The organism is Pseudomonas syringae CC1557, assembly GCF_000452705.1.
GTDB classification, from domain to species: Bacteria; Pseudomonadota; Gammaproteobacteria; order Pseudomonadales; family Pseudomonadaceae; genus Aquipseudomonas; species Aquipseudomonas syringae_F.
Map to the genome: position 1 here is coordinate 3,167,153 of NZ_CP007014.1, position 23,501 is coordinate 3,190,653.

Below are 23,501 nucleotides of genomic sequence, written 5' to 3' on the forward strand. Positions count from 1 at the left end.
TTATTTTCCTTCTGCTGAAATTTGAGTCAAACGGGCCTGCAACGCACGAAACGCGATACCGCGCTCATCACCAAGAACGAAGGCGTTGACACCGCGGGCCTGCCAGCGGGCTGCATCGCCGGGCTGACGGGGAATGCTGCAATAAGGAATGCCTGCCGCCTGCGCCGCCTGCCAGGTGTCAAGCAGCGCCTGCTGCACCTCGGGCTGGTCGATCTGCCAAGGCATGCCCATGGACTGCGACAGATCTGCCGCACCTTCAAGGATCATGTCCAGCCCAGGAACGCTGGCGATCTCGGCGGCACGGCGCACGCCTTCGGCGCTTTCGATCATCGCCACGACCATGATTTGCTGATTGGCCGCTTCCACGTACTGCGCCAGGCTGTGTTTGCCGAACGAGCCCGGCCGACCGGCATTGAGGCTGCGTCGGCCCAGCGGGTGGTACTTGCAGGCGGCAATCGCGTCGGCCAGTTGCCCGGGGCTTTCGATCATGGGCAACACGATGCCCTGCGCGCCGCCGTCGAGCAGGCGCAACAGGGTTTTCGGGTTGAGATCGGCGACCCGCACCAAAGGCGTCAGGCCATAGCTTTCTGCCACGCGGATCATGTTCTCCACGGTTTCAGGGTTGATCAGCACGTGCTCCATGTCGATGATCACGAAGTCGAACCCGGCCTCGGCAATCAGCTCGATGGCCGCCGGGGCAGGAATCGAACTGATCAGCCCGTACACCGTCTGGCCGCTGCCGAGTTTATCTTTGAGCGTATTGGTCCTCAGCATCATTGCGGCCTGTAGGCGTGCAGTGGATTGGGTACTGAGCGGAAGCGCCGCTCGCCGTCACCCAGCAGGCGGCGTTTGGTCAGTTCTTCCACTTCATAGGTGGGTGCGAACACGTCGAACAGGCCGAAGCGGTCGCGGTGCTGCGGGTGAGCCTGCTGATAGCCGAGGATCACATCTGCGGTCATTTTCCAGAACAGCGCCTCGTCCAGCTGATACTGCTGACGCAGGAAAATCGCCATTTCCGCCAGGCAGATGAAGAAGAAACAGTCACAGGAGAAATCGCGAACTGCGTTCACGTCATCGGTGATGATGAACGAGTTGCGATTGAGTTTCGCGTGGCTGGCAGGCAGCGGAACCAGTTCCGGGCATAGCTCGGGACGACCCAGATGGTCAGGCGAATAGCGCACACCGTCGTGGAAATCCTTGAGCGCGATACGCTGTGGCCAACCCTGTTTGACGATCAGCACGATGTTCTGCCCATGGGACTCCATGCCGATGCCTTCGGCGTAGAGCATGTGAATGATCGGCGGCACGGTGACCTGCAACAGCTGGCGGGTCCACTCCTTGAGGCCATACTGGCTGACCCAGGCGTCTATGAAAGGCGTCTGCTCACCATCGCCATAGCGATTTTCCACATGGCTCAGGCCATTGAACGGCACTGCCTGTTCATCGTCCTTGAGGTATTGATGCAGGCTTTCCCGCCAGATCGCCCCCAGCGTGCCGTAGGTCTGTGCCGAGCGCGATTCCGGCAGGTGGCGGTAGTCGTAGCTGACTCCGGCGACCTCGCCAAGAATCACGAAATCCAGCGCCTTGGCCGTGCTGTCGGTGGCAATCAGCCGGTGCAGCCAGTCAGTGATGATCGGGCCGTTGAGCACCGTATGCCGCGCTAGAATCCGCGTGCTTGAGGTGTTGGTCATGCTCATCGCCAGCTTGACGTAAGGTCGCTGCGGCTGGCTGGCATTGGCCAGCGTGCGGATCGATTGCTGCGCTTTGTAGACATCGGCCGAAGTGCCCAGATAAATCAGCTCGCCGCTGGCCAGTTCAGGGTAAAAGGTCGACACCGTGACGTTATCCCACTGCCACGGATGGACCGGCATCAACTGATAGTCATCTATCGACTTGCCTCGTGCAGCCAGCTCGCTGGCAAACTCCTGCCAACGTTGCGCGCCCAGCTCTTCTCGAATAAATGCCTGGAAATCCATGCTGCGCGCATGCCCGACCGAAGCGCTGGAGCGGGCAACTGCCAGCCAGACCAAGGCGAACGGCGTGGCAAATTCGGGCCCGTAGTGGCGGTTATCGGCCAGGGAAAAGCCGATCCGCGATTTGTAGCACGGGTGGTAGCTATGGGCGTCCATGAAGTGCTGTTCCAGCGCATCCACGTCCAGCTCGTGTGCCGGTCTGGCGGGCTGATAACCCTGATTGCGTGCTTGCAGGTCCTTGAGTTGGGTCTGCTCGATTTCCTGAATGAAACGCACCAGATGCGGGCTGTCCTTGAACGCAGCCAGCAGTTCGGTGAGGGCCAGGTGCAGGTCAGGCGTCGAGCGCTGACCTGCACTGTCGACGCGCTCAAGGCTGGCGTGATCCAGGCGGATCAGCTCGAAACTGGTGCTGAGCAGCCCGTTGCAGTGGTACTCCACGCCATCGCCGAGCGCCACGGTGAAACGGTTTTGATGCTCGCCCAGCGGCTCACAGCGGTAAGGCAGCGCAGCTTCGTACAACAGGGTTTGCAGCAGTTGCCCGATCACCCGGCGCTGTACTTTTCCGTAGCGCGCCGTGTCGATATCCGCCAGCCAGGCACCGGTGGCGTTTGTTGTTGATGAAGCGTGACGTTGCAGCGGTAAAGGGGTAGCCATGTTCATACCTCGAACGAAAAATTATCGGGGTTAGACCGCGCCAGGCTGAGCCTCGGCGCGTTCGTCGTTAAGGGGGAAACGCCAGGCACAGGGCAGTGCCAGCAGGATCAGCAGGCCGGTGACGATGAACACTTCGCTGATGGCCGAAGGCGTGGCGAGCGGCCCGGCCGAGTTCAGGCGGAATTCCAGCCACAGCGAGGCGATGACGATTGCCAGCGAAGCGACCAGGCGGCGCGAAATGTTGTTCATCGCTGCGCCTTGAGTGACCATCGGCTCGGGCAAGGCATTGAGCCCGGCGGTGGTCACCGGCATGTAGGAAAGCCCGAGACCCGCGCCACGCAGCATCATCAGCACGAACACCACGCCAATCCCTGCGTTGGCATTGAGCATGCCCAGCGCCAGCGTGGAAACACCGGTGAGCAACAACCCGATGGCGACCACCGTGCGGGGGCCGTGACGGTCCAGCGCCTTGCCGCCCCATTGCCCGAACAGGCTGGCGAAGGCTGCGGTACACAGCAGTGCCAGGCCGGTCCAGATCGGGTTGTAGCCCAGCACGGTCTGCACCAGCAGCGGCAGCAATACCAGGCATTCGAACATGCCGACCGACTGCACCACGGCGATGATCACGCTCAGCCGGTAACCGCGCAGGTTGAACAGACGCAAATTGAGTAGCGGTGCTTCACGCCGTAGCTCCACGCGAACAAACGCGATCAGGCAGGCCACGGCAACCAGCACCATGCCTTGATTGAGCGGATCGAGCAGCGCTGCGGCGTGATGCATGCGGCTGATGGCGATCATCAACAGACCGATGCCCGAGGCGATCAGCAAATAGCCGATCAGGTCGAACGGCTTGCGCTCGGCAGGTTCCGAATCCGGCAGCACGCCAATGCCCAGCAGCAATGCCAGCAGCCCGATAGGCACATTCATCAGGAACAGCGAGCGCCAGCTGAACCACTCCAGCAACAGGCTGCCGCACAGCGGACCCAGCGCCGGAGCGAGCATTACCGCTGCGCTCCACAGCCCGGTCACCCTGCCCCGTTCATGCTTTTCATACACGGAAAATATGATCGCCAATGACAGGGGAATCATCAGGCCGCTGGCGACGCCCTGCACCACTCGTGCGCTGATCACCATGGCAATCGAGCTGGCCAGCGCACCCAGCAGCGAACCGCCGACGAATAGCGCAACGCCCCACAGGTACAGACGTTTGCGGCCAAACCGCTGACTGAGAAAGCTGGTCAGTGGCATGGTCATGCCCATGCTGGTCATGAACCCCGCGACGATCCAGGTGGCCAGCAGCGGACCGATCCGGAAGGCTTCCATGAAGGTCGGCAGCGCCGGGTTCAGCGAACTGTTGCTCAGGCTGACGGTGAGCGTCCCGAGCAGCACATTGATCACCACCCAACTGCGTGGGACTTTCCAGCTCATGTCCTGACCCGTTCGCCGTTGCGCACGAAATGCTGCGGCGGCCTTGGATGGCAGAGGAAGTCAGCGTGCGAGATGTTGTAGCCATACGCCCCGGCCAACGGCAGCACCAGCAGATCGCCAATATTCACGTTTTTGAAGGGCTGGCGGCGACTCAGTACATCCTTGGGCGTACAAAGCTGGCCGACCACGGTGTACGCCTGTTCCTGCGACGCAGGCTTTAGCGGCACATTCGGCACGTGGATCACCGGATGATCGTGTCCCTGTGCTACCGGCAGACGGAATTGATGAGTACCGCCCCGACAGACCAGAAAGTGCTCGCCGTGGCTGGTTTTGCTGTCCAGTACCTCAATAACGTAATACCCGCAATAGGCGCTGATGAAACGTCCCGGCTCGAAACGCAGGATCGGTGCGTCCTTCTGTTCGCCCAGGCGTTGTTCCAGATAGAGGCACAGGCGCTGCCAGTCGAACTGCTGGCTGTTCAGGTAATCAACGCCGATACCGCCGCCAACGTTGAAATGGGTCAGTTGCTCGGGATAGCGCGCCAGTGCTTTCCACGTTTGCCAGCGCTGTAGATAGAAGTCCAGCAATTGCTCATGACGCTCGACCGACATCTGATGCGACATGGCGTGCACATGAAAGCCCTTGAGCGTCAGGTGCGAGGCATCGTCCACGCGGCGCACGGCATTGGCCAGATCCGCTTCGTCGATGCCGAATGGCGTTGCTGTCCCGGCCATCGCCAGTTTGCTTGATTGCTGTGCAGGCAGCTGCGGGTTGATGCGGATGAACACCGGCTGCACGCGCCCGGCCTGTTCGGCCAATTGTTGCAGGCGCTCGATTTCGTTGAGGCTTTCCAGGTGAATGGCTTCGACCTTGTTCAGCAGCGCCGAGCGCAGGTCGGAATCGAGTTTGCCAGGGCCGGAAAACACATAGGGTTTGCGGGTCGGACAAGCCATTACCCGCTCGATCTCGCCGCCGGACGAGATTTCGAAGCCGCTGACCAGTGGCGCCAGGGTTTCCAGCATGAGTGCTTCGCTGTTGGCCTTGATTGCGTAGTACAGCTCGACGCCAGCGGGCAGCGCCGCCATGACCTTGCTGACATGTTCGCGCAGCGCATCCAGATCGTAGATGAACGCGGCCAGCGGGTCGCTTTCGAGCGCGCGGGCCTCCTGGATGGCGGCCAGTACCGTGTCTGGAATGTTATGCATAACGCGCCTCCGTACCCCACGGTGACGCAAGGCGCACGTAATTCGCCTCACGATCGGCCTTGGCTGCCAGACGCACCTTGAGGTTGGTCTTGCAGGCAATCGAATGGCCTGCGATCAGCGCATCCAGCTCCGGGGCCGGACGCACCAGCTCATCGCGAATATGCCGCAGTTGCTGTTCGACTTTCTGCCACATCAACGGTGCCAGATGCGGGCGCTCCCAGCTCAGGGCCAATACGGCCTCGGACAGGTTATTGATCATCAGGCAGTAGGTAATGCGGCTCCAGCCCTGTTCGCGGCTGTAAAGCAGCGACTGACGAACCCGTGGATGCAACCCGACCTGAATGGCATCGATGCCCAGTTCATCAGTCAGCTTGACGCCTTCGAAGTCGCGCAACAACAGTTGCTGCGGCTGGCCGTTATCGTGAATCAGCACAGCGTTCTGCAGGTGCGGCTCCATCACGATGCCATGGTTGAAGAACAACGCCATGACCGGGCGCAGCAGCAGAGCCTGATACGCGTCGAACCAGTTGATCAGGTCGTCGTCTCCCAGCTCGCTGCCTTTGAAACGCTGAAGGAAATCATGCACCAGCGGCCTGGAACGCAAGTCACGTGCGAACAGGGTGCCAGCCATCACGCTGCACTCGGCACCGGAACGGCGACAGAAGTTTTCCCGCAGAATCGCCCCGGTCTGTTCACGAAACCAGTGTCCGTCCGCTTCGCTCACACCTTTGGGAGCCCAACTCATCGAACCGGGCTCGGCAACCGTCGACAGTCCACCCAGGGTTTCCGGCCGGGTCTGCTGCAAGCGCTGGAACAAGTCGTCGATGATCAGCGTGCTTTCCAGCTCGTACCAGGCGTTCTTCCTGACACAGTTGGTAATGCGCACATTCAGCGAGCCCTTGATGAAGTAGTCGTGGCCTTCGATGTACCAGGTGCGCATCGAGGCGGTCGGGCTGGCCAGCAGGCCGCTGGCCCCCAGATCCGAGATATCCCCCATTTCGAGCAGACGCTGCACACGGCGGTCCTGCATGAACAGCTGCGCCTGTACCGGGTGCATGCAGATCAACGCATGACCGGGCCGGGCTATGGACTGATCGGCGAAGCCTGACATGACTTCCGCTTCGCTCAAGCCATTGGCGGTAATGCGCAACCCCTCCAGAGGGACTTCAAAGAGGTGCAGCGCAGTCTGTGCCTGAAACTCGGGCGCGTAGGTTTCCTGAGCCAGATGCGCAGGCCACAGGCGCGCCTTGGGCGCCGGGTGGTTGGGATGGCCGAACCACAAGCCCTGCTCGCTGGCCAGATAACCACTCAGTGGCGCGGGATGCTGGCCAGTCATGTTGTGCGCCACGATGGCAGCGGTCAGGTGCTGGCTTTGCAGCACTTGGTCCAGCAATTCGTCGTTGCTGGCACGGGTCATGTGTTCACAGGCGCTCAGCAATTGCCGGGCGAATTCGGCAAACGCCAGGCAGCGCCAGGTGCCTTGACCACTGCGCGCATAAACGTCGGAGAGGTATCGGTGACTGCCTAGACGATCCTGACGATCCACCAGCACGAAGAACTGCTGTTGATTGGGCAGGCTGATCGTCAATGGAATACCTTTCCAGTGCCCGCCGTCGACAAAGCTGCCCGGTGCAATACCCTGCATGTCTTGCGGCCACGTGTAGTGAAGGCAGTTTTCAGGCAGTGCGAATTCTTTGATAAGGCAATTGAGTAAGGCACGTGTCGTCGCCAACTCGCTCACCATATTTGATAAAACGGTGCGATCAGTATTGGTCATGTCTGCTCCACAGTCGCTGTACGCTTACTGTTTTAAGGGCGCTGCAACAGTTACTGATTTCAGTGCCTGCTGCCTGACAGCTGAACTGACTGCCTGAGGGGTAAAACGGCCAGGTGCCGATAAACCTTTCAGGTGAGTAACGCTGTCTGTTTATTAAACGTGCTTATCGAGTGCCGGGTATTGGCTCAACCCGGTGTCGCACTTATTGACGCAATTGAAACAATGCTGCCTTGAGCGCTTCTTCAAATCGGTGAATAACCAGTTGGCATTGTTCCTCGGTAATAATCAGCGGCGGCAATAGCCTGATCACATTACCGTTACGGCCGCCGCGCTCAAGCAACAGGCCCTGTTTGAAGCAGTGCTGTTGAATGACCACTGCCAGTTCCGGGTCTGTCGGAAAGCAGCCGAGACGGTCTGCTGCCTTGCGCTCATCGACAATTTCGATGCCCAGCATCAGGCCGCGTCCACGCACGTGGCCCATGGCGGGATAGCGCTGTTGCAAGTCTTTCAGTTGGTCTTTCAGCCACTGCCCGCGCTTCGCGGCCTGGCCGGCAAGGTTCTGGCGTTGCAGCACTTCAAGGGTGGCAAGCCCGGTGGCCATCGCCATCTGGTTACCGCGGAAAGTACCCGCATGATTGCCGGGTGCCCACGCGTCGAACTCGCGTTTGAAGCCCAGCACTGCCAACGGCAGGCCGCCACCCACCGCCTTGGACATGACAATCACGTCGGGTTCGATCCCGGCATGCTCAAAGGCGAACATCTTGCCGGTGCGGCCAAAACCGGCCTGCACTTCATCGAGAATCAACAGGATGCCGTGCTTGCGGGTGACTTCACGGATCTGCCGCAGCCAGGCGGACGGAGCCGGATTGACTCCGCCCTCGCCCTGCACGGCTTCCAGAATCACGGCTGCCGGCAGCGACACGCCACTTTCGACATCTTCGATGAACTGGGTGAAGTAGTAGCTCAGCGCATCGATTCCGGCCTCGCCGCCAATGCCCAACGGGCAACGGTATTCGTGCGGGTACGGCAGGAACTGCACGCCGGGCATCAGGTTGGCGACGGCATTTTTCGGCGCGGTGTTACCGGTCAGCGCCAACGCGCCGTGAGTCATGCCGTGATACGCGCCGGAAAAGCTGATGACGTTGTGCCGACCGGTTGCGGTTTTCGCCAGTTTGATCGCGGCCTCGACGGCATCGGCACCCGACGGCCCACAGAATTGCAGGCAGTAATCACGACCCTGACCCGGTAACAGACGCAGCAGCGCTTCGCTGAATGCATCCTTGACTGCCGTGGTCAGGTCAAGGGTATGCATCGGCATGCCTGACGTCAGAAAGCTGTCGAGACTGGCCATGATCGCTTCATGGTTATGACCCAATGCCAGTGTTCCGGCACCGGCCAGGCAATCAAGGTACGTGGTGCCTTCAACGTCCGTTACCCAAACGCCATGTGCCTTGGCAATCGCCAACGGCAACTTGCGCGGATAACTTCGTACATTGGATTCAAACTTGCTCTGTCGGTCCAGGTAGTTGGCATTGGTTTTCGGCGACGTAGTAGAGTGCAATAAGCCATCATTCAACATCAGTTAACCCTCGCTAAGTTCGGGATGCAAACTATTATCATTCAGTCAAAAGTGCAACCTGTTGTGTCGAAAAAAAACATGAAACTAAAATAAATAACTTATAACGTTTCGGGTGCGCGAAAGCCCCGAAGTTTTCATCGGAGTTATTCAAAGTGCCATTAATTAAATGAGCGCTTCAAGGGATAAACAGCCACTGCCAACAGCAGTTCTGTTAAGTCTTTATTCAGTTACGCTCTACGTATTCAGCTATTTATGTATACAGGTTATCCCTCATAAAGGACTGGCCAAGTGTGATATGTCCACCCTGCGGCCCTTCCCTGGGCCGGGCAATCAACTGTATTCAGAAACCGATGGTTGCTGACAGCAGGTAGGTCCTCGGGGTCGCCAGCGTCAAGCCGGGCTCGCTGTCATCCGAGGCTCCGGCGGAGGCCCAGTAACGCTTGTCCATGACGTTTTCGATATTAGCTCGCAGTGTGATGTCCTTCTGGTCGACCTTGAAGGCGTAACGTGCACCCACATCGAAACGCTCGGAAGAGTCGATACTTTTGCTGTTGGCCTGATCCAGATACTGCGAACTGGTGTAGATGCCCCGCCCGGTCAGGGTCAGGCCCTTGACCTGCGGCACGTCCCATTCGGCACCCAGGTTGACGTTGTATTCGGGCGTGGCAGGTGCACGGTTGCCATCGAACTGACCGTTGACGGTATTGGTCAGCTTGCTGTCGATGTACATCACCCCGCCCAGCAGGCGGAAGCCTTTGAGGGGTTCGCCGAACATGGTCAGCTCGGCACCGTCATTCTGACGTTTGCCATTCGGGCCGAAGACCCGCGACGTGGTATTGGTCTCGTAAGCCGGTTGCTTGATACGGAACACACTGGCGGTAAACGCATACGATCCGAGATCATACTTGGCACCGACTTCAACCTGACGACTGACAAACGGCGGGAATATCTCGTCTTCGTTCACAGAGGTCGACGGCGCGATCTTGCCTTGGCTCAGACCTTCCATGTAGTTGGCGTACACCGAGAAGTCGTCGGTAACCTTGTACAGAATGCCACCTGAAGGCGAGACTTTCTCCTCGTCGTAAGCCGTGTCTCCCTTGACGTTGTCAGTCCAGTCATCAACCTTGACCCGCTGCCAGCGGGCACCAAGCGTCAGCAGCAGGCGGTCATCGAAGAAGCCCATGGTATCGGTCAAGGCCACACCGCTGAAACGGTTTTCGGTATAGACCTTGGAGTCAGATCGAGTCGGATTCGAGGGGGTCGGCGTCTCGATCGGGTCGTACAGGTTGCTCGGCGAGGAGGCATAGCGTGCGCCGCCATTCTCGAAGTCCATATAGAAGTAGCTGGCAGCGAGATTGACCTCGTGACTGACCGGCCCGGTATGAAACCAGTTGCGCACCCCGACGTTGGCAGTCCGGACATTTTCGTCACGGGTGAAGTCGCGTGGCTGTACGCTGAAATCGCCCGCATCGTTGGTCACCGACACCGCATGGCGCAGGAAATCATGGTTGCTTTTCCGCGCACCGACACCGCCATAGAGCATGACCGAGTCATTGACGTCGTACTCGGCATTCACCGCACCGAAGGTGTCCCGGGTGCGCGCCTTGCTCCAGGCCTGCGCATAGTTGTCGCGCACATCGTTGGCATTGGGTACTTTGGCATTGGCGCCGACCTGCACGCGCTCCTGCGGTGCGTCGGTGTCACGTTCGGTGTGACCTATATCGGTCGACAGGCGCAAACGCTCGCCGCGAAAATCCAGGCCAAGCACGGCCATATCGCGATCAACGCTCTGATGGTCCCACTCGGTATCGCCAGACTGCTTCACGCCGTTGAAACGAATACCGAATTTGTCGTCTTCACCAAACCGGCGAGCCACATCGACTGCGGCACCGACCTGCCCCTTGGAGGCATAGCTGGTGGTGAATTCGGTGATGGGCTTGTCGGTCGCCCGTTTCGGCACCACGTTGATCCCGCCGCCGACACTGCCGCGCGGCGAGATGCCGTTGATCATCTGGCTCGGCCCCTTGAGGATGTCGACCCGCTCGGCCATTTCCATATCGATGGTGTAGGTAGGCAGAATGCCGTAAAGACCGTTGTAGGAAACGTCACTGTTGAACAGGCTGAAACCACGAATGGTGAACTGTTCATAACGCCCGCCCGCCGGGTTGGTGGAGCGCACCGACGGATCACTGGCAATCAAGTCGCCCAACGTGCGGGCCTGCTGGTTTTTCACCGCATCCTTGGTGTAGGTGGTCATGCTGAACGGCGTTTCCATGAAATCCCGCGCGCCGAGCATGCCTTGCGAGCCTTTGCGCGCAACCTGACCGCCTGCATATTCCTGACCGTCGGTGGAGCCGCCGTCGCCGACAATCGACGTCGGCGCCAGCTGCATGCTCGTGCTTTGAACAGCAGGAATCAGCGTGTACGCCTGATCGCCAACGGATACCAGTTGCAGACCGGAGCCCTGCAACAGTCGCGCAAAGCCTTCTTCGACTGCAAAGTCGCCCGACAGCCCGGCGCTGTTGCGTCCATTCACCAGCGCAGGGTCTACCGACAGGTTGACGCCGGCCTGCCCGGCAAACCGGGTCAACGCTGCACTCAGGGTGCCAGCCGGTACTTCATAGGCGCGTCTGGTCGCGGTGTCGGCCCAACTGGTCGAGATGAACAGCGGACTGGAGCTCAGGGTCAGCAACAGACTGAAATGCAAAAGCGGACGTAAACGATGGGGAGAAACTGCAGACATAAAGGGAAGCTCTCGTAATTTTGTTCACTACCTGTAATGACCAGTGAGACGAAAAAAAGGGACAGGCTTCACGCGTTATTTTTTTGTGGTGTGTTTTTGCGAGGGGCCAGAGTGACCCAATAGCGGGTACGCATGTGGATCTCTACCGGCAGACTGGCGGCCAGCAGCGACAGGACCCGATCAGTGTTATCGAGCTGAAAACTGCCGGTTATCCGCAAGGCTTCAAGCTCGTGTTCCCAGCGCAGCAGACCGGGGCGGTATCGGCTGAGTTCGCGCAGAAAAGTGCCCAGCGGCTGGTTCTGCGCAGTCAGCACGCCGTCACGCCAGCCGGGCAATTGCGCGTCGAAGGCCGTAACCGGTCCTGCGCCGCTTCGTTGCAGACTGATCTGCTGGTGCGCCTGCACGACCAGCGCAGAGCCTCGCAACGGATGGACCTGTACCGAACCGCTGACCACCGAGACCCGGCAGTCGCTCTCGTTAAGCCGCACACAAACTTCACTCTGACTGACCACAATGCGCCCGTAAGGGCCGTCGATGGTCAACGGCGCGCTGCCCGGCACTTTGAGCGCGATCTCTCCGCGCACCAGCGTTATCTGTCGGGAACCCAGATCGACGTTGACAGCACTGTCGGTGTTCAATTGCAGGGCGCTGCCATCGGCCAGTGTCAGGCGCCGGTGTTCGCCGACGGCGGTGTGCAGGTCGGCACGCCAGACCTCCAGCGGCAACTGACGCCCCAATAGCCAGACCGCCGGAGCCAGCGCGGCAAAGCCGAATGCCCGTTTCAACGCGGCGCGGCGAGCCTGGTCAGGACGGTCCAGCGTCGCCATTGCCAGATTGGCGGGCAAGGCCGAAAAACGCTGGCGCAGTTGCTGGGCCTTCTGCCAGGCGCGCTCGTTGCCAGCCGCACTGTCGCGCCAGTGCTGAAGCATGGCGTGATCTTCATCGCTGGCACCACCGGACTCCAGCAGCGCCAGCCATTGTGCAGCTCTGCGGACCACCTCGCGCTCTTCGTTCGAGGGTGCCGAACGAATCACCAATCCACCAACAGGCAGTGCTCATAGGCTTGTGCCATATAGCGTTTGACGGTGCGTTCGGAAACCTGCAAGCGCTGCGCAATGTCGCGATATCCCAGGCCTTCGAGCTGGCTCCAGAGAAACGACCGGCGTACCGGTGCAGGCAGACCGTCCAGCAACTCATCGAGCGCCTGAAGGGTTTCCAGCAGCAACCAGCGTTGTTCGGGAGACGGCACGCTGTCCTCAGGCAACTGGGCCAGCGCCTCAAGATAAGCCTGTTCAAGACTGCGGCGCGTGTAGAAATTGCTGAGCAGGCGCTTACCCACGGTCAGCAGATACGCCCGTGGCTCCTGCATGTCGGCGATCTGTTGCGAGCTCGACAGCACGCGTAAAAAGGTATCCTGACTCAGGTCAGCGGCATCCCAGGCATTGCCCATACGCTTGCGCAGCCAGTTTTCAAGCCAGCCGTGATGATCGCGGTACAGGGAATGCAGGGTCTGCGGAGGTAGGGTCGCTGTGTCAATCATGACAAGAGCCTTGAGCGATGGATGCGCCAAATGAGACTGATTCTAATTAGTGTTATATCCCGAGTCCATGCTCTTTTTTTCAAAAAGCCCGTTTTCATTGCGAAAACCGGCCGTCATTGGCTCGCAAGGCAGGGTTCTACGCCGCGTGCAGGCAATCTGTTAGTGCCACCGCTCGAAGACATTTATCCGCACGCCATGCTCATGACATACGTTGCCCTGGCGAGCATCCAGCCGCTGCAATCAAACCCTGCGCGCAAAGCCGACTTGTGCACGCACGGGACACCTGCGCAACACGCCCACCAACAGCAGCGCTATCACTGAAAACCAAGCACTCACCAGCAGAACCGGCTGGGCGTTGTCGCCTGCAATCCATTGCGACGCCAGCAGCGGTCCAAACGCACAGCCCAGCAATTGCATGCCGGGGATAAGCCCGGCGATTCTTCCGGATGGGTCGATCTGCAATGCAATGCGCACCTGAAAAGGCGTCAGCATCAGATAGACCAGCGCGAACAAGCTGCACAGCCCGAGGAATACCGTTACACCCTGATCAGCCGCCACATACATACCTAGCGCAATGCTGGCGAGCAGGAGTGCGACAACTGCCAGCATCGAATAGTCAGGAACTCTGCGTACCAGCAAAACCCCCAGGCATCCGCTCACCACCTGCATGAACAGCATTGCCGAAACCAACAGCTGCGCCGCTTGAGGGGCAAGACCGGCATGGGTTCCCAATGGCTCCAGATACGCCCAAAGCGCGCCGATAGCCGACAGTTGCAGGAATACCAGCATCAACAGCAACACTTGCTTGAAACTCCAGCGGAAATCCGACGCATCGGTTTGTTTGTCTGGTTCGCGCGCCAGCCGTTTCGGCAGCCAGGCCACTAACAGCACTGAAACCGCCGTCAGTCCGCCCAGAAACACGAAGCCGGCATAAACGCTCTGGCCGGGCAATACCCAGAACGCCAGCGCTGCCGCTATCAGAGCCTGCGCCAGTGTCTGGACCACCATGAACACGCCCGCCACCCGGTCCGGCGCAGGCCCCTGAACGATCAGGCTCACTGCACCCCATAGCAACAGCCCCTCCGCGAGCCCCGCCAGCGCCCTGGCGGCAGTCAAAGGACCATCGCCAGTGACATTGGCCGTCAGCAGGTCCATCCCGGCCGCCGAAAAAATAGCGATGACGGTGAGCAAACGCAGGTTCAGCCTTGATCGCAGCAGGTCGCCAAGCACCACGCCCAGTCCAAGTGCGACGATTTCCCCCATCGCGACGAGCCCGACGCCTTCCAGTGAGACGTGACCTTGCGCGAGCAACTCACCCAACAGCAGCGGTTGCAGGCCCACCATCAGCACCGCGACCGAGCCCAGGGCCAGTGCGGCGCACAGATGCCTGCGAGTTACAACGGAAGACGTTTGCATGCCATGCGCCTCTTCGGAAGTCTCAATAACCGCGGGTTTCCGGCGGAATCCGGCCATCGGCAAAACACAGTGCCGCCCGCTTTTCGTCTTTCATCAGCCTCCCGTTTGCCACCAGCACCACCCACCATGGCAGTAACGTGAGTGGTTTACCGCAGGCCCTGGCCAGGGTGTAGGCCTTGGCACATTTTTCAAACAGCTCCGCGTTGAGTGCCATGCGAGCGCCAGTAGTCCCCATGATGACTGGCGTGCCATCGATCAGCGCGCCATTTCCGCCACGCTTCAAGGTATTCACCAAGGGCTGATCCTGTTTGCCGGGCGTGCCCATATGACCGATATGACGCGCTTGTTCATCAAAGAGCATCGGCATGACACCGCCAAAATCCACCAGACTTTTTGCGAACGTTCCGCCGCCTACCAGAATGGCGCCTACGTCCATACGTGCCCTGTAAATAGAAGCATGAGGCTGACTGCCCTCCACGGAGGAAGCGGACCAATCGACCGCCTGCGGTGCCAGGTCATCCAGTTTTCCCAGCCACATGCCCTGCTCGCCCGGCAAACGCAGGGAAATGCTGCTGTGTGAATCGACCTGACCTATCAGGCGTTCACGCAGGTCAAACCATTGCTGTCGAAGTAGATCGCGCATCACGCCCTCCTCACACCAGTTGAAATACAGCGTCGAAGCGTTCGAGGGCGTCATCGATGACCTCATCGGTGTCCGCCAGGCTGGTGTATATCCGGCTCCCCGCCAGGGTGATCAGGCCATGAGCGGTATACGCAGCGCCCATCTCTTCCATCATGTGTTTGCGGGTCTTGGCTTCGTTGCGTGCGCGCAACAGCTTCAGCGGGTTGCTGGTGTCGAGCAGCAATACACCGGAGGTCTGCAAATGCACGATGGAGCCCATGTTGTAAGCCACATAGGGCAAACCGCGTCGATTGATGATTTCCTCCAGCCCGGCGCGCATGCGGTCGCCTGCCCTGCCCGCCAGTGCCGGTGCGTCCAGACGACGTGCTTCAAGCAGCGCGTAATACCCCGCAACGCATGACAGCGGGTTGGCCGACAGTGTCCCGCCGACGAACGCCCGCCGTGACGATGTACCAATGCCACCGGCAAGCAGTTGCATGACGTCTCGACGTCCGCCAATCGCGCCAGCCATGGGGTAACCACCAGTCAGGCATTTACCCAGCACAGTGATATCGGGCATGACATTGAAGTACGCCTGCGCGCCGCCCAGCCCCGCACGAAACCCGGTGACCACTTCATCGAAGATCAGCAGCGTGTCGAACTCGTTGCACAGTGCGCGCAGCTGGCGGTTGAAGTCAGCATGTACCGGACGGGTACCGCTTTCCGGACCGAAGGGTTCGACCATCACCGCTGCGGTACCGCCTCGCAGGCGATTGATCTGCAACCGGCGACGCAAGGCGTCCAGATTATTGGGAGGGCTTTCCTGTGTGTTCGCCGTGGCGCCTCGCGGAATACCCAAGGCTTCCATACGACCGGTTCCCGGCAAACGCATGCCGTAGACAAGCTGATCGCTCCAGCCGTGATAAGCCCCGCCGATCTTGATCACCCACTTCTTGCGGGTATACGCACGCGCCAGGCGCACCGCAGCCATTACCGCTTCGGTGCCAGAACCCAACAAGCGCACCATGTCGATACCCGGCATCAACTCGCACACCAGTTCAGCCAGCTTGACCTCGTACTCATGCAGCAGCCCGGTTACCGGCCCGCACTCGTCAAGAATGCGATTGACCTGCTCGCGGATCGCCGGATGGTTCGAGCCCAGCAAGGTCGGGCCGCCCGCCTGTAGAAAGTCGGTGTAACGATTGCCGTCGACATCCGTCAAATGCGCACCCCTGGCCTGGGAAAAGGCCAGCGGAAACGGGTAATTGAATGCAAGGTTGTGTTGCACACCTCCCGGTATGACCTTCTTCGCAGCTTCGGACAGGCGCTTTGAACCCTGACAACGCTCATCGAAATAGCCCATGACCTTGCTCATCGCATCGCGCTTGATCGGGCGGATGGGCTGCTTCACCAGCGCGTCGAAACGACGGTAGAGCAATTCGACGTCAGGCCACTGCGAGACGGCTGAAGTCGGGACCGGAGGCAGGCTGGCAAGATCAAGAGGTTTGTTCATGGGTGGGTCTCCGAGAAGGTCTGAGGACTGAGTGCGTGCGGGCTGGAAAGCGCCTTGATCAGGCGGGCTACTGCGGCGCTGGACTCCGGTTTGCTGGAGGCATTGGCCTTGATCTGATTGACCAGATGGTCGCGACAAAACTTTTCCAGGTCTTCCAGTCGCGCCAGCGTGGTTTCTATGTCCGGACCGCAACACAGCACGCCGTGGTTGCGCATCAGATAGGCGTTGTGGTCCGGGCGGATGGTCTTCTCCAGTTTGCCGGCCAGCCAGCCGGAGCCGGACGGTGCGTAACCCACCAGCGGAACGCGTTTACCCAGCGATGCCCATAACGGTGGGTATGGCACTTCCAGTGGTTTACCGAACAATGTGCATGCGCTGGCCAGTGGTTGATGGGTATGGATACTGCAATTCACATCGGGGCGGCAGCGCAGGACTCGCGCATGCAACTCGCTCTCGACCGAGGGCGAGCGCTCTCCCGAGAGCTGTTTGAGGTCCACCAGCCGTAACACGCAGACATCTTCGGCACGCATGCTGAAATAATCGGTGGCGGACGGGGTGACCGCGATGTGCTGCGCGTCGATACGCAGTGCCAGGTTGCCGCCGGTGGCGGCAAAGAAGCCACGGCGTGACAGATGCCGCGACAGTGCGACGATCTGCTGTTGAACAGAACTCATGATGTCGTCTCCTGTGATGGGTTCAATCTGCGATACAGCGGTGCCAGGCGCTTGCGAACTTCCTTGAACGTGGCGAAGCGGTCGTCATACAGGCGACGGGTTATCGTGGACGGCTCGTACAGCCGATGCGGTCGTTGCAGCGCCGGAAGGTCGGAGAACTGCAGTTTTTCCAGCGCGACGGCGGCGATCAGGGCCGCGCCACGGGCATTGGTCTGGATCGGGTTATGCGGTTGCTGGATCACCCGCCCGCAGACATCCGCCATGATCTGGCACCACACATCCGATTGCGCACCGCCGCCGGTGGCCACGATTACGCCGCTGGACTGGCCGATGAACTGCGAGAACGGTTCGAGCATCCAGCGCGTGTTGTGTGCAACGCCTTCCATGAAGGCGCGGATGATGTCTTCCCGGGAATGTTCGAGTTTCAGGTTGAACAGGCCCGCGCGAAGGCTGGGATCGCCAATCGGCGAACGCTCGCCGCACAGCCATGGCGTGTAGATCAGACCTCGCGAGCCAGGCGGCACGCGGGCGGCAATCCGGTCGAGCAACGCGTAGACATCCGGTTGCTGTTCATCGCTGAGCAGTTCGTCCGGGTGGTACAACACCTTGTCGCGCAAAAACGACAGATTCGCGCCCGCTGCCGATTGCATGGCCATCGCCAGGTAGCGGCCCTTGACCGCGCTGGGCACTGCCGCAATGTGGTGACGAACACTGGATTTCTTGAACGGCACATGCGCACCGACCCAGGATGAAGTACCCAGATAAAGGTGCGGCGCAAAATCGCTCACTGTTGCGCCTACCGCCACTGCCGAGGTGTCCACGGCACCTGCCACCACTGGCGTCGAGTGCGGCAGCCCCAGTGCATCGGCCAGTTCCGGCTGCAACGTCCCGATGACTTCGGTAGACCCCACCAGTTCGGGCAGTTTGCCTGCATCGATGCCCAGCGCCCTGATCAGGCTGTCGTCGTAACGGATGCGGTGCGGGTCGCGGTTATCGGTGATCCAGGCGGTCAGCATCGAGTCGCCGGTGGCACAATAACGACCTGACAGGCGCAGGTTCATGTAGTCCAGTACGTTGAGGAATTTGTGGGTCCTCTCATACCTTGCCGGATCGTGATCGAGGATGTAGGCCATGTGCCCCGCCGAGTCCATGCCTGACAGTGAGGCCACGCCACCGGTCAGGCGCAGCGAGCGCCAGAGCTTGAGTGGTCCGTAGCCGCCCAGGTTGCACCACCCGCCGCCCATGCGCTTTTTGATGGAGTCAGCACCGCGCTTGTCCAGCCACAACAGCGCGCGCCCCAGCGCCGAGCCATTACGGTCGACGCATACCGTGCCTTCGCTCTGAGTGGAACAACACACAGCCACCACTTGGCGTCGCCTGAGCAAATCAGCCCCCAGCAGCTCGTGGGCACCGCGCAAAAATGCATTCCACCAGTCTTCGGGGTCCTGCTCCGCACTCAAGCCACTGACGTAAAGCGGTACGCCATGGAACGCCCAGGCCCGAATGTCACCCTCCATGGAGACCAGTGCACACTTGCAGCCAGACGTTCCGAGGTCGATGGCGAGGACGAGTTGCTCCAGACCGGTGACCGCCTCAGGCGTCCGGGAGATGAAAAGCGAAGTCATAAAGGTCTACTCAGAATGTGCGGGAAATCGACGCTACCCAGCGATTGTCATCCGTGGCCCGCACATGCCCGTCGTCTTCGGCCATGTACAGTTCGCGGGCCCGGGTCTTGGTGGTCACCCAGTCAAGCCCCCAGTCAAAACCCCACCAGCGATGCACCAGGCCTGCGCCATAGTCGGCAAAGTCGGCTTCCGAGAAGTTTTCGATCTGTTGATAGCCGGCATGCACCTTCAGGTTGGTGTTGATGCCCAGCGCGTACTTGTAGTCCAGGTCGTAAAGCAGGCTGCCGCGCGAGTTACGGTCGCCCTTGGCGTAGCATTCCAGGCCTTTGGTCGGATCGTCGCGGAACTGCAGTTGCGCGCCGCACACCCCGCCACTATTGGCCCCCCGGTAGTTTTTCGAGAGCACTCTGGCGACTCGGCCTTCGAGCGCGCCATAACCTATTTCGAGCACGGCAAACTGACTGTTGTAATGGGTGGAGTGCTCTTCACCCGGCGTGAAGGTCTGGAAATCGAAGCTATTCGGCGCCTTGAATTGCGCGCCAGGGAACATCTCTGCAGCAAGCCCCACACCGTAGTGCCAGGCGTCTGGATCACCAAAGCGATAGCCGCCGGCAAGCAGCACGCCTGCGCCATCGCCGTCGAGAAACTGCTTCTTGCTGACCGTGGTAAATTCGGCGAGCGCCACCAGGCCTGATTCATGAGCGACCTGAAGGGTGACTTTGGCACCGGGGCGATTCAACGAATCGGAGATACCCCGGGTACGAATGTCTGAACTGGCCTTGGCCGTGACATCCACCGCATAGCTGGACATTTCATCTGCCAGTGCCAGCGTCGGACAGGCTATGGAGCACAGGGTGACCGCCAGTGCACAACGGGTTGTATGAGTACGCATGATTCTCTCCCACGCTAAAGGGCCGGACTTACAACGTGCAAACCGGAGCAGGAGGCAGTGTGTCGATACGTTCGAACTGCTCTGTCTTGCCGAGTATCTCGGTGCCGACGAAAGCCCTCACATTGAGGCGACCGTCCTTGACGCGAACAGCGCCCTTGTATTTTTTCTGGTCACGCGGGTCATACACCCAGCCATCGCGCCAGGCATCCTTGTCATAGCGGGTCAGCTGCAGGATTTGCACACCGCAGTCGCTGGACGCCGAGGTAACATCCTTGACCCAGACCACCTGTCCGCAGATGGCGCCTGCCTGATCCTTGCAATCGTCCAGTCTGACCACTGCATCTTTTTCCGCAGTCAGCCAAAGGCCCTTGGCCTCCAGAGGACCTGTTGCAGCATGAATGCCGGTGGAGCACATCAGAACCGAGGAGAAGAAAAGCCATTGCTGTACGTTCATAGCGGCACCTTTTTATTTTTTTTAACAGACCGTCACATTAACGACGCTTCAGTTATGATAGTCATCGCTACACAGTAGTTATAACTATCATTTTAAAGCGCAGCAACTTTTATTTCGCCACACAGGCACCTCACCCTTTCGACAGGTACGTATGGCCAGGCTGAAAACTGAAACAGATCCAGCACAGATCGCGGGAAAAACCGCAGAGCGCAAGAAACTGCCCGCGCAGCAACGCGCCACTGAAACCTACGAGCGCATTCTCGTGGCCACCGCACAGACCCTGTGTGACGTCGGAGTGGAGCGCTTGTCCACTAATCTGGTCTGCGAGCGTGCAGGTCTTACACCGCCTGCGCTGTATCGCTATTTCCCCAATAAATACGCGCTGTTGACGGTGCTGGGTGAGAGGCTGCTGGAAAAGCAGAACGAGCGGATCGATTACTGGATCACGGCGGAGCTGCTCACCGGCACGCCGCAGGCTTTGGAAAAGGCGCTTGCCGATCTGATTCTGGACACTTATGAGGTCACCGAGGCAACGCTGGGCGGCATGTGGACGCTCAAGGCGTTAAGGGCCGTTCCGGCTTTGGAGCACGTGAGGCTCGACTCGCACCGCCGGGTGGCCACCGCTCAGGCTGCAATCATGACCAGTGCGTTCCCTGAGGCTGATCCCCAGCGCATCGCCATGGTTGCGCGAGTCGCGGTAGAAATGATTCACGCGACAATCGAGCTGCTGTTCGACGAGCCCATGGCCCCTGAACAGGTCTGCGCAATGGTGGCGGCGATGATCGTCAGCCATCTGGATCGTTTGAGCCCGCTGCCTGAAGCCGGCGATTAACCGGCCTGGCTTTATTTCCGGGCTTTACTTGCCTCCTTACACAGACAGTCCGTCTCCACTCATTATAAAAAGCAGCTACAGGGGCATTGTCATGAACCAGCAAGCACAGATTCAGCCTCCCACGACGTCTTCCGCTGCGGCGCTCACCGAGCTGTTGGCAGCTCAGCAGGCGGCGGTTCGCGTTCAGGGCGTGCCCGGCTATGCACAACGGATTGCCAGCCTCGACGCCGTTTTGCGCATGGTAAGCAGCAATCAGGACCGCTTGCTTGAGGCCGTCTGTGCAGACTTCGGCAACCGCTCCTTCGCCGAAACCAGGCTTGGCGAGTTGATGCCGATCATTAACGGCATCAAGCACATCCGCTCGCACCTGAAAGCCTGGATGCGTCCTGCACGGCGCAAGGCAGGGATCGTGTTCAGACCTGCGAGTGCCAGGGTGATCTACCAGCCGCTGGGTGTGGTCGGCATTCTTGCGCCCTGGAACTACCCGCTGACATTGACCCTGGTGCCGTTGATCGAAGCACTGGCGGCTGGCAATCGGGTGATGATCAAACCGTCGGAACTGACACCGAGAACCTCCGAACTGCTCAGGCAACTGCTCGGCGAAACGTTCCCGGCAGACCAGGTGACTGTGGTCACCGGCGACGCCAGGCTGGCCAGCCAGTTCAGCGAGCTGCCCTTCGACCACCTGCTGTTCACCGGTTCGACCCAGGTAGGCCGTCAGGTCATGGCCGCCGCAGCGCGCAACCTGACGCCAGTGACCCTGGAACTGGGAGGCAAGTCACCGGTAGTGGTCTGCGCCGACTTTCCGCTCAAGAAGGCCGCGCGAATCATCGCGATCGGCAAGCTGTTCAATGCCGGCCAGACCTGCGTAGCCCCGGATTATGTACTGGTGCCGCGCAACCTCGTGGACCACTTCGCCAGCGAGTGGCTGGCGGCCGCGAAAAAGCTCTACCCGACACTGGACGGCAATCCGGACTACACCTCGATCATTTCGCCACGTCATTACGATCGACTGTTGGCCATGGTCAACCAGGCTGTCGCAGCCGGTGCACGAGTCTGGCAGCACGATGCGCTGCCAGCGAAAAACGATCGCAGGATCGCGCCAGCAGCGTTTACTCAAGTGCCACTGACTGCGGACATCATGCAGGAAGAGATTTTTGGCCCGTTACTGCCCATCCTCGCTTACGACACACTGGATGAAGCCATCGCCTTCATCAACGCCCGGCCGACACCGCTTGCCCTGTACTGTTTTTCCAATCAGCAGGCGTCCGTGGACCATGTAGTGAACCGGACGCGCTCTGGCGGCGTAACCGTCAATGGCACCATGCTGCACGCCACTCAGGATGATCTGCCTTTTGGCGGCGTCGGAGAAAGTGGCACCGGTGCTTATCACGGTTACGAAGGCTTCGTCCGTTTATCCCATGCACGCAGTGTGCTCACACTGAGTCGCTTCAACCTGTCCGATAAAGTCTCGGCACCCTACGGGCGGCTGACGCGGCTAGTGACACGGCTAATGCTCGGTAAATAACTGATTTCTACCGGTCACTTACTCTGATGAACAGGCATCACCGGGTTTGGTTTTGCCTGCCAGAACAGCTTATTCAGTGATAATCACTGCTTGTGATGACGAAGTATTTAGGTAACATCAAGCCGTTATGATTTGCTGTAGTTAATACTAGTCGTGCTCTAAGCGCTCATCTAACGTCACTGTTCAGTCGTAACAATCCTTACGACCAAGTTGATGTGACTGACTTGCTTTTGCCGCGTCTACACTGCAGTCAACAGCTTTTGATCTCATGGACGACCTCATGCCTCATACACTACTGCCCCACATTGGCCGGGCCATTGCCAGCATTGGCAGCGGCCATTTTTCCAGCCTGTTTCACACCTTGATCGACAAGCAGCTTGCAGTGGATGCCACGCACCTCTCTTCGCTGCCGCAGCCCTGGCAATCGCCGCCTGCCTCGGAAGTACCGGTTTTCAACGAAACGGTGACGTCGTCGCGTGGCACGCTGTTGCTGAGTGACTCGATCCACCTTTACCCGGTTCAGGCATCGGAAAGTTTCTCCTGCAAGATCACGGTGTTCCGCGCCCTGCCCGCTCAGGCATTTTCGCCCAGCGAGCGTCGGCAACTAAGCGATATCACCCCCTTGCTGTTCTCGATACTCGAAAAACACGTCAATGCGCTGCAACTGGCGATGCCCAGTAGTGAACTAAGAAAAACCGAAAGCCTGGAGGAGCGCTTTCAGGAACGACTGCGCGAAACCGGCCTTTCGCTGTCCGAGCGGGAAACCCAGGTCTGCCTCGGGTTGCTCGCCGGGCATACCGCCCTTGAGCAGGCCGAGCGGCTGATGCTTAAGGTCAACACGGTCGGCAGCTACCAGCGCAGGGCAGCCATCAAACTTGGAATCAGCGGTCGAAACTCGCTGATGCGCTGGATGTACGCCTCTTCCGAAGGCGTCTTTTCGGCCTGTTGATTGCCGGTCTGCCGTCCCTGGCAATAACCGCAGCCAACGCCATTGCTGCGATATCCATAGCGATATCGCAGCAGTGGAGCCGCTGACTAAAACCGCC

At 59.6% G+C, this 23,501-nt stretch carries 19 protein-coding genes; 3 read left to right on the plus strand and 16 right to left on the minus strand.

From position 1 onward, the window contains the following. From N018_RS14050 to N018_RS14125, 16 genes are all read right to left on the minus strand, one after another. The gene (locus tag N018_RS14050; RefSeq protein ID WP_024643803.1) at positions 1-774 is read right to left on the minus strand and encodes an HpcH/HpaI aldolase family protein; all 774 of its coding nucleotides are present in this window, start codon (positions 772-774) and stop codon (positions 1-3) included. Next, positions 774-2,627, minus strand: coding sequence for an IucA/IucC family protein (locus tag N018_RS14055; protein WP_025389996.1), 1,854 nt, complete (start codon positions 2,625-2,627; stop codon positions 774-776). Before N018_RS14055 ends, N018_RS14050 begins: the two co-directional genes overlap by 1 nt. A 30-nt stretch (positions 2,628-2,657) precedes the next feature. Beyond that, positions 2,658-4,055, minus strand: a complete 1,398-nt coding sequence (locus N018_RS14060) for a DHA2 family efflux MFS transporter permease subunit (RefSeq protein WP_038401305.1) — start codon at positions 4,053-4,055, stop codon at positions 2,658-2,660. Next, positions 4,052-5,260 carry a type III PLP-dependent enzyme gene (locus N018_RS14065; RefSeq protein WP_025389997.1) on the minus strand — a complete coding sequence of 403 codons (1,209 nt, stop codon included), beginning with the start codon at positions 5,258-5,260 and terminating at the stop codon, positions 4,052-4,054. Before N018_RS14065 ends, N018_RS14060 begins: the two co-directional genes overlap by 4 nt. Beyond that, complete coding sequence (locus N018_RS14070; RefSeq protein ID WP_025389998.1) at positions 5,253-7,037, minus strand: IucA/IucC family protein; 1,785 nt, start codon at positions 7,035-7,037, stop codon at positions 5,253-5,255. Before N018_RS14070 ends, N018_RS14065 begins: the two co-directional genes overlap by 8 nt. Positions 7,038-7,239: 202 nt before the next feature. Next, complete coding sequence (locus tag N018_RS14075) at positions 7,240-8,616, minus strand: diaminobutyrate--2-oxoglutarate transaminase (protein WP_024643807.1); 1,377 nt, start codon at positions 8,614-8,616, stop codon at positions 7,240-7,242. A gap of 340 nt (positions 8,617-8,956) precedes the next feature. Further along, the gene (locus N018_RS14080) at positions 8,957-11,359 is read right to left on the minus strand and encodes a TonB-dependent receptor (protein ID WP_024643808.1); all 2,403 of its coding nucleotides are present in this window, start codon (positions 11,357-11,359) and stop codon (positions 8,957-8,959) included. Positions 11,360-11,427: 68 nt separating this feature from the next. Continuing rightward, a complete protein-coding gene (locus N018_RS14085; RefSeq protein ID WP_025389999.1) occupies positions 11,428-12,393 on the minus strand; it encodes a FecR domain-containing protein in 966 nt (321 codons plus the stop codon). Then, entirely contained in the window at positions 12,390-12,899 is a 510-nt protein-coding gene (locus N018_RS14090; protein ID WP_025390000.1) for a sigma-70 family RNA polymerase sigma factor, read from the minus strand. The genes N018_RS14085 and N018_RS14090 overlap by 4 nt, the downstream gene beginning before the upstream one ends. Before the next feature lie 240 nt (positions 12,900-13,139). Then, complete coding sequence (locus N018_RS14095; protein WP_024643811.1) at positions 13,140-14,315, minus strand: MFS transporter; 1,176 nt, start codon at positions 14,313-14,315, stop codon at positions 13,140-13,142. Between the two features lie 22 nt (positions 14,316-14,337). Further along, complete coding sequence (locus tag N018_RS14100; protein WP_024643812.1) at positions 14,338-14,958, minus strand: hypothetical protein; 621 nt, start codon at positions 14,956-14,958, stop codon at positions 14,338-14,340. 10 nt (positions 14,959-14,968) lie between these two features. After that, positions 14,969-16,450 carry an aspartate aminotransferase family protein gene (locus N018_RS14105; protein WP_025390001.1) on the minus strand — a complete coding sequence of 494 codons (1,482 nt, stop codon included), beginning with the start codon at positions 16,448-16,450 and terminating at the stop codon, positions 14,969-14,971. Then, the gene (locus N018_RS14110) at positions 16,447-17,124 is read right to left on the minus strand and encodes a class II aldolase/adducin family protein (RefSeq protein ID WP_025390002.1); all 678 of its coding nucleotides are present in this window, start codon (positions 17,122-17,124) and stop codon (positions 16,447-16,449) included. The genes N018_RS14105 and N018_RS14110 overlap by 4 nt, the downstream gene beginning before the upstream one ends. Beyond that, positions 17,121-18,749 carry a xylulokinase gene (locus N018_RS14115; RefSeq protein ID WP_025390003.1) on the minus strand — a complete coding sequence of 543 codons (1,629 nt, stop codon included), beginning with the start codon at positions 18,747-18,749 and terminating at the stop codon, positions 17,121-17,123. The genes N018_RS14110 and N018_RS14115 overlap by 4 nt, the downstream gene beginning before the upstream one ends. Before the next feature lie 10 nt (positions 18,750-18,759). After that, positions 18,760-19,641: a TorF family putative porin gene (locus tag N018_RS14120; RefSeq protein WP_024643816.1), complete on the minus strand. Its 882-nt coding sequence runs from the start codon at positions 19,639-19,641 to the stop codon at positions 18,760-18,762. Positions 19,642-19,669: 28 nt separating this feature from the next. Beyond that, on the minus strand, positions 19,670-20,095 hold the full coding sequence (locus tag N018_RS14125) for a DUF2147 domain-containing protein (RefSeq protein ID WP_025390004.1): 426 nt from the start codon (positions 20,093-20,095) through the stop codon (positions 19,670-19,672). Positions 20,096-20,246: 151 nt separating this feature from the next. Here N018_RS14125 and N018_RS14130 point away from each other — a divergent pair, with 151 nt between their 5' ends. From N018_RS14130 to N018_RS14140, 3 genes are all read left to right on the plus strand, one after another. After that, positions 20,247-20,927, plus strand: a complete 681-nt coding sequence (locus tag N018_RS14130) for a TetR/AcrR family transcriptional regulator (RefSeq protein ID WP_025390005.1) — start codon at positions 20,247-20,249, stop codon at positions 20,925-20,927. Positions 20,928-21,018: 91 nt separating this feature from the next. Continuing rightward, a complete protein-coding gene (locus tag N018_RS14135; RefSeq protein ID WP_025390006.1) occupies positions 21,019-22,455 on the plus strand; it encodes a coniferyl aldehyde dehydrogenase in 1,437 nt (478 codons plus the stop codon). Between the two features lie 280 nt (positions 22,456-22,735). After that, positions 22,736-23,404, plus strand: coding sequence for a helix-turn-helix transcriptional regulator (locus tag N018_RS14140; protein ID WP_024643820.1), 669 nt, complete (start codon positions 22,736-22,738; stop codon positions 23,402-23,404). The last annotated feature ends 97 nt before the right edge of the window (positions 23,405-23,501 follow it).

Bases quoted from the DNA above. Each gene is read 5' to 3' on its own strand.
- N018_RS14050 (WP_024643803.1), bottom strand. From the start codon at position 774: ATGCTGAGGACCAATACGCTCAAAGATAAACTCGGCAGCGGCCAGACG.
- N018_RS14055 (WP_025389996.1), bottom strand. From the start codon at position 2,627: ATGGCTACCCCTTTACCGCTGCAACGTCACGCTTCATCAACAACAAAC.
- N018_RS14060 (WP_038401305.1), bottom strand. From the start codon at position 4,055: ATGAGCTGGAAAGTCCCACGCAGTTGGGTGGTGATCAATGTGCTGCTC.
- N018_RS14065 (WP_025389997.1), bottom strand. From the start codon at position 5,260: ATGCATAACATTCCAGACACGGTACTGGCCGCCATCCAGGAGGCCCGC.
- N018_RS14070 (WP_025389998.1), bottom strand. From the start codon at position 7,037: ATGACCAATACTGATCGCACCGTTTTATCAAATATGGTGAGCGAGTTG.
- N018_RS14075 (WP_024643807.1), bottom strand. From the start codon at position 8,616: ATGTTGAATGATGGCTTATTGCACTCTACTACGTCGCCGAAAACCAAT.
- N018_RS14080 (WP_024643808.1), bottom strand. From the start codon at position 11,359: ATGTCTGCAGTTTCTCCCCATCGTTTACGTCCGCTTTTGCATTTCAGT.
- N018_RS14090 (WP_025390000.1), bottom strand. From the start codon at position 12,899: ATGATTGACACAGCGACCCTACCTCCGCAGACCCTGCATTCCCTGTAC.
- N018_RS14095 (WP_024643811.1), bottom strand. From the start codon at position 14,315: ATGCAAACGTCTTCCGTTGTAACTCGCAGGCATCTGTGCGCCGCACTG.
- N018_RS14100 (WP_024643812.1), bottom strand. From the start codon at position 14,958: ATGCGCGATCTACTTCGACAGCAATGGTTTGACCTGCGTGAACGCCTG.
- N018_RS14105 (WP_025390001.1), bottom strand. From the start codon at position 16,450: ATGAACAAACCTCTTGATCTTGCCAGCCTGCCTCCGGTCCCGACTTCA.
- N018_RS14110 (WP_025390002.1), bottom strand. From the start codon at position 17,124: ATGAGTTCTGTTCAACAGCAGATCGTCGCACTGTCGCGGCATCTGTCA.
- N018_RS14115 (WP_025390003.1), bottom strand. From the start codon at position 18,749: ATGACTTCGCTTTTCATCTCCCGGACGCCTGAGGCGGTCACCGGTCTG.
- N018_RS14120 (WP_024643816.1), bottom strand. From the start codon at position 19,641: ATGCGTACTCATACAACCCGTTGTGCACTGGCGGTCACCCTGTGCTCC.
- N018_RS14125 (WP_025390004.1), bottom strand. From the start codon at position 20,095: ATGAACGTACAGCAATGGCTTTTCTTCTCCTCGGTTCTGATGTGCTCC.
- N018_RS14130 (WP_025390005.1), top strand. From the start codon at position 20,247: ATGGCCAGGCTGAAAACTGAAACAGATCCAGCACAGATCGCGGGAAAA.
- N018_RS14135 (WP_025390006.1), top strand. From the start codon at position 21,019: ATGAACCAGCAAGCACAGATTCAGCCTCCCACGACGTCTTCCGCTGCG.
- N018_RS14140 (WP_024643820.1), top strand. From the start codon at position 22,736: ATGCCTCATACACTACTGCCCCACATTGGCCGGGCCATTGCCAGCATT.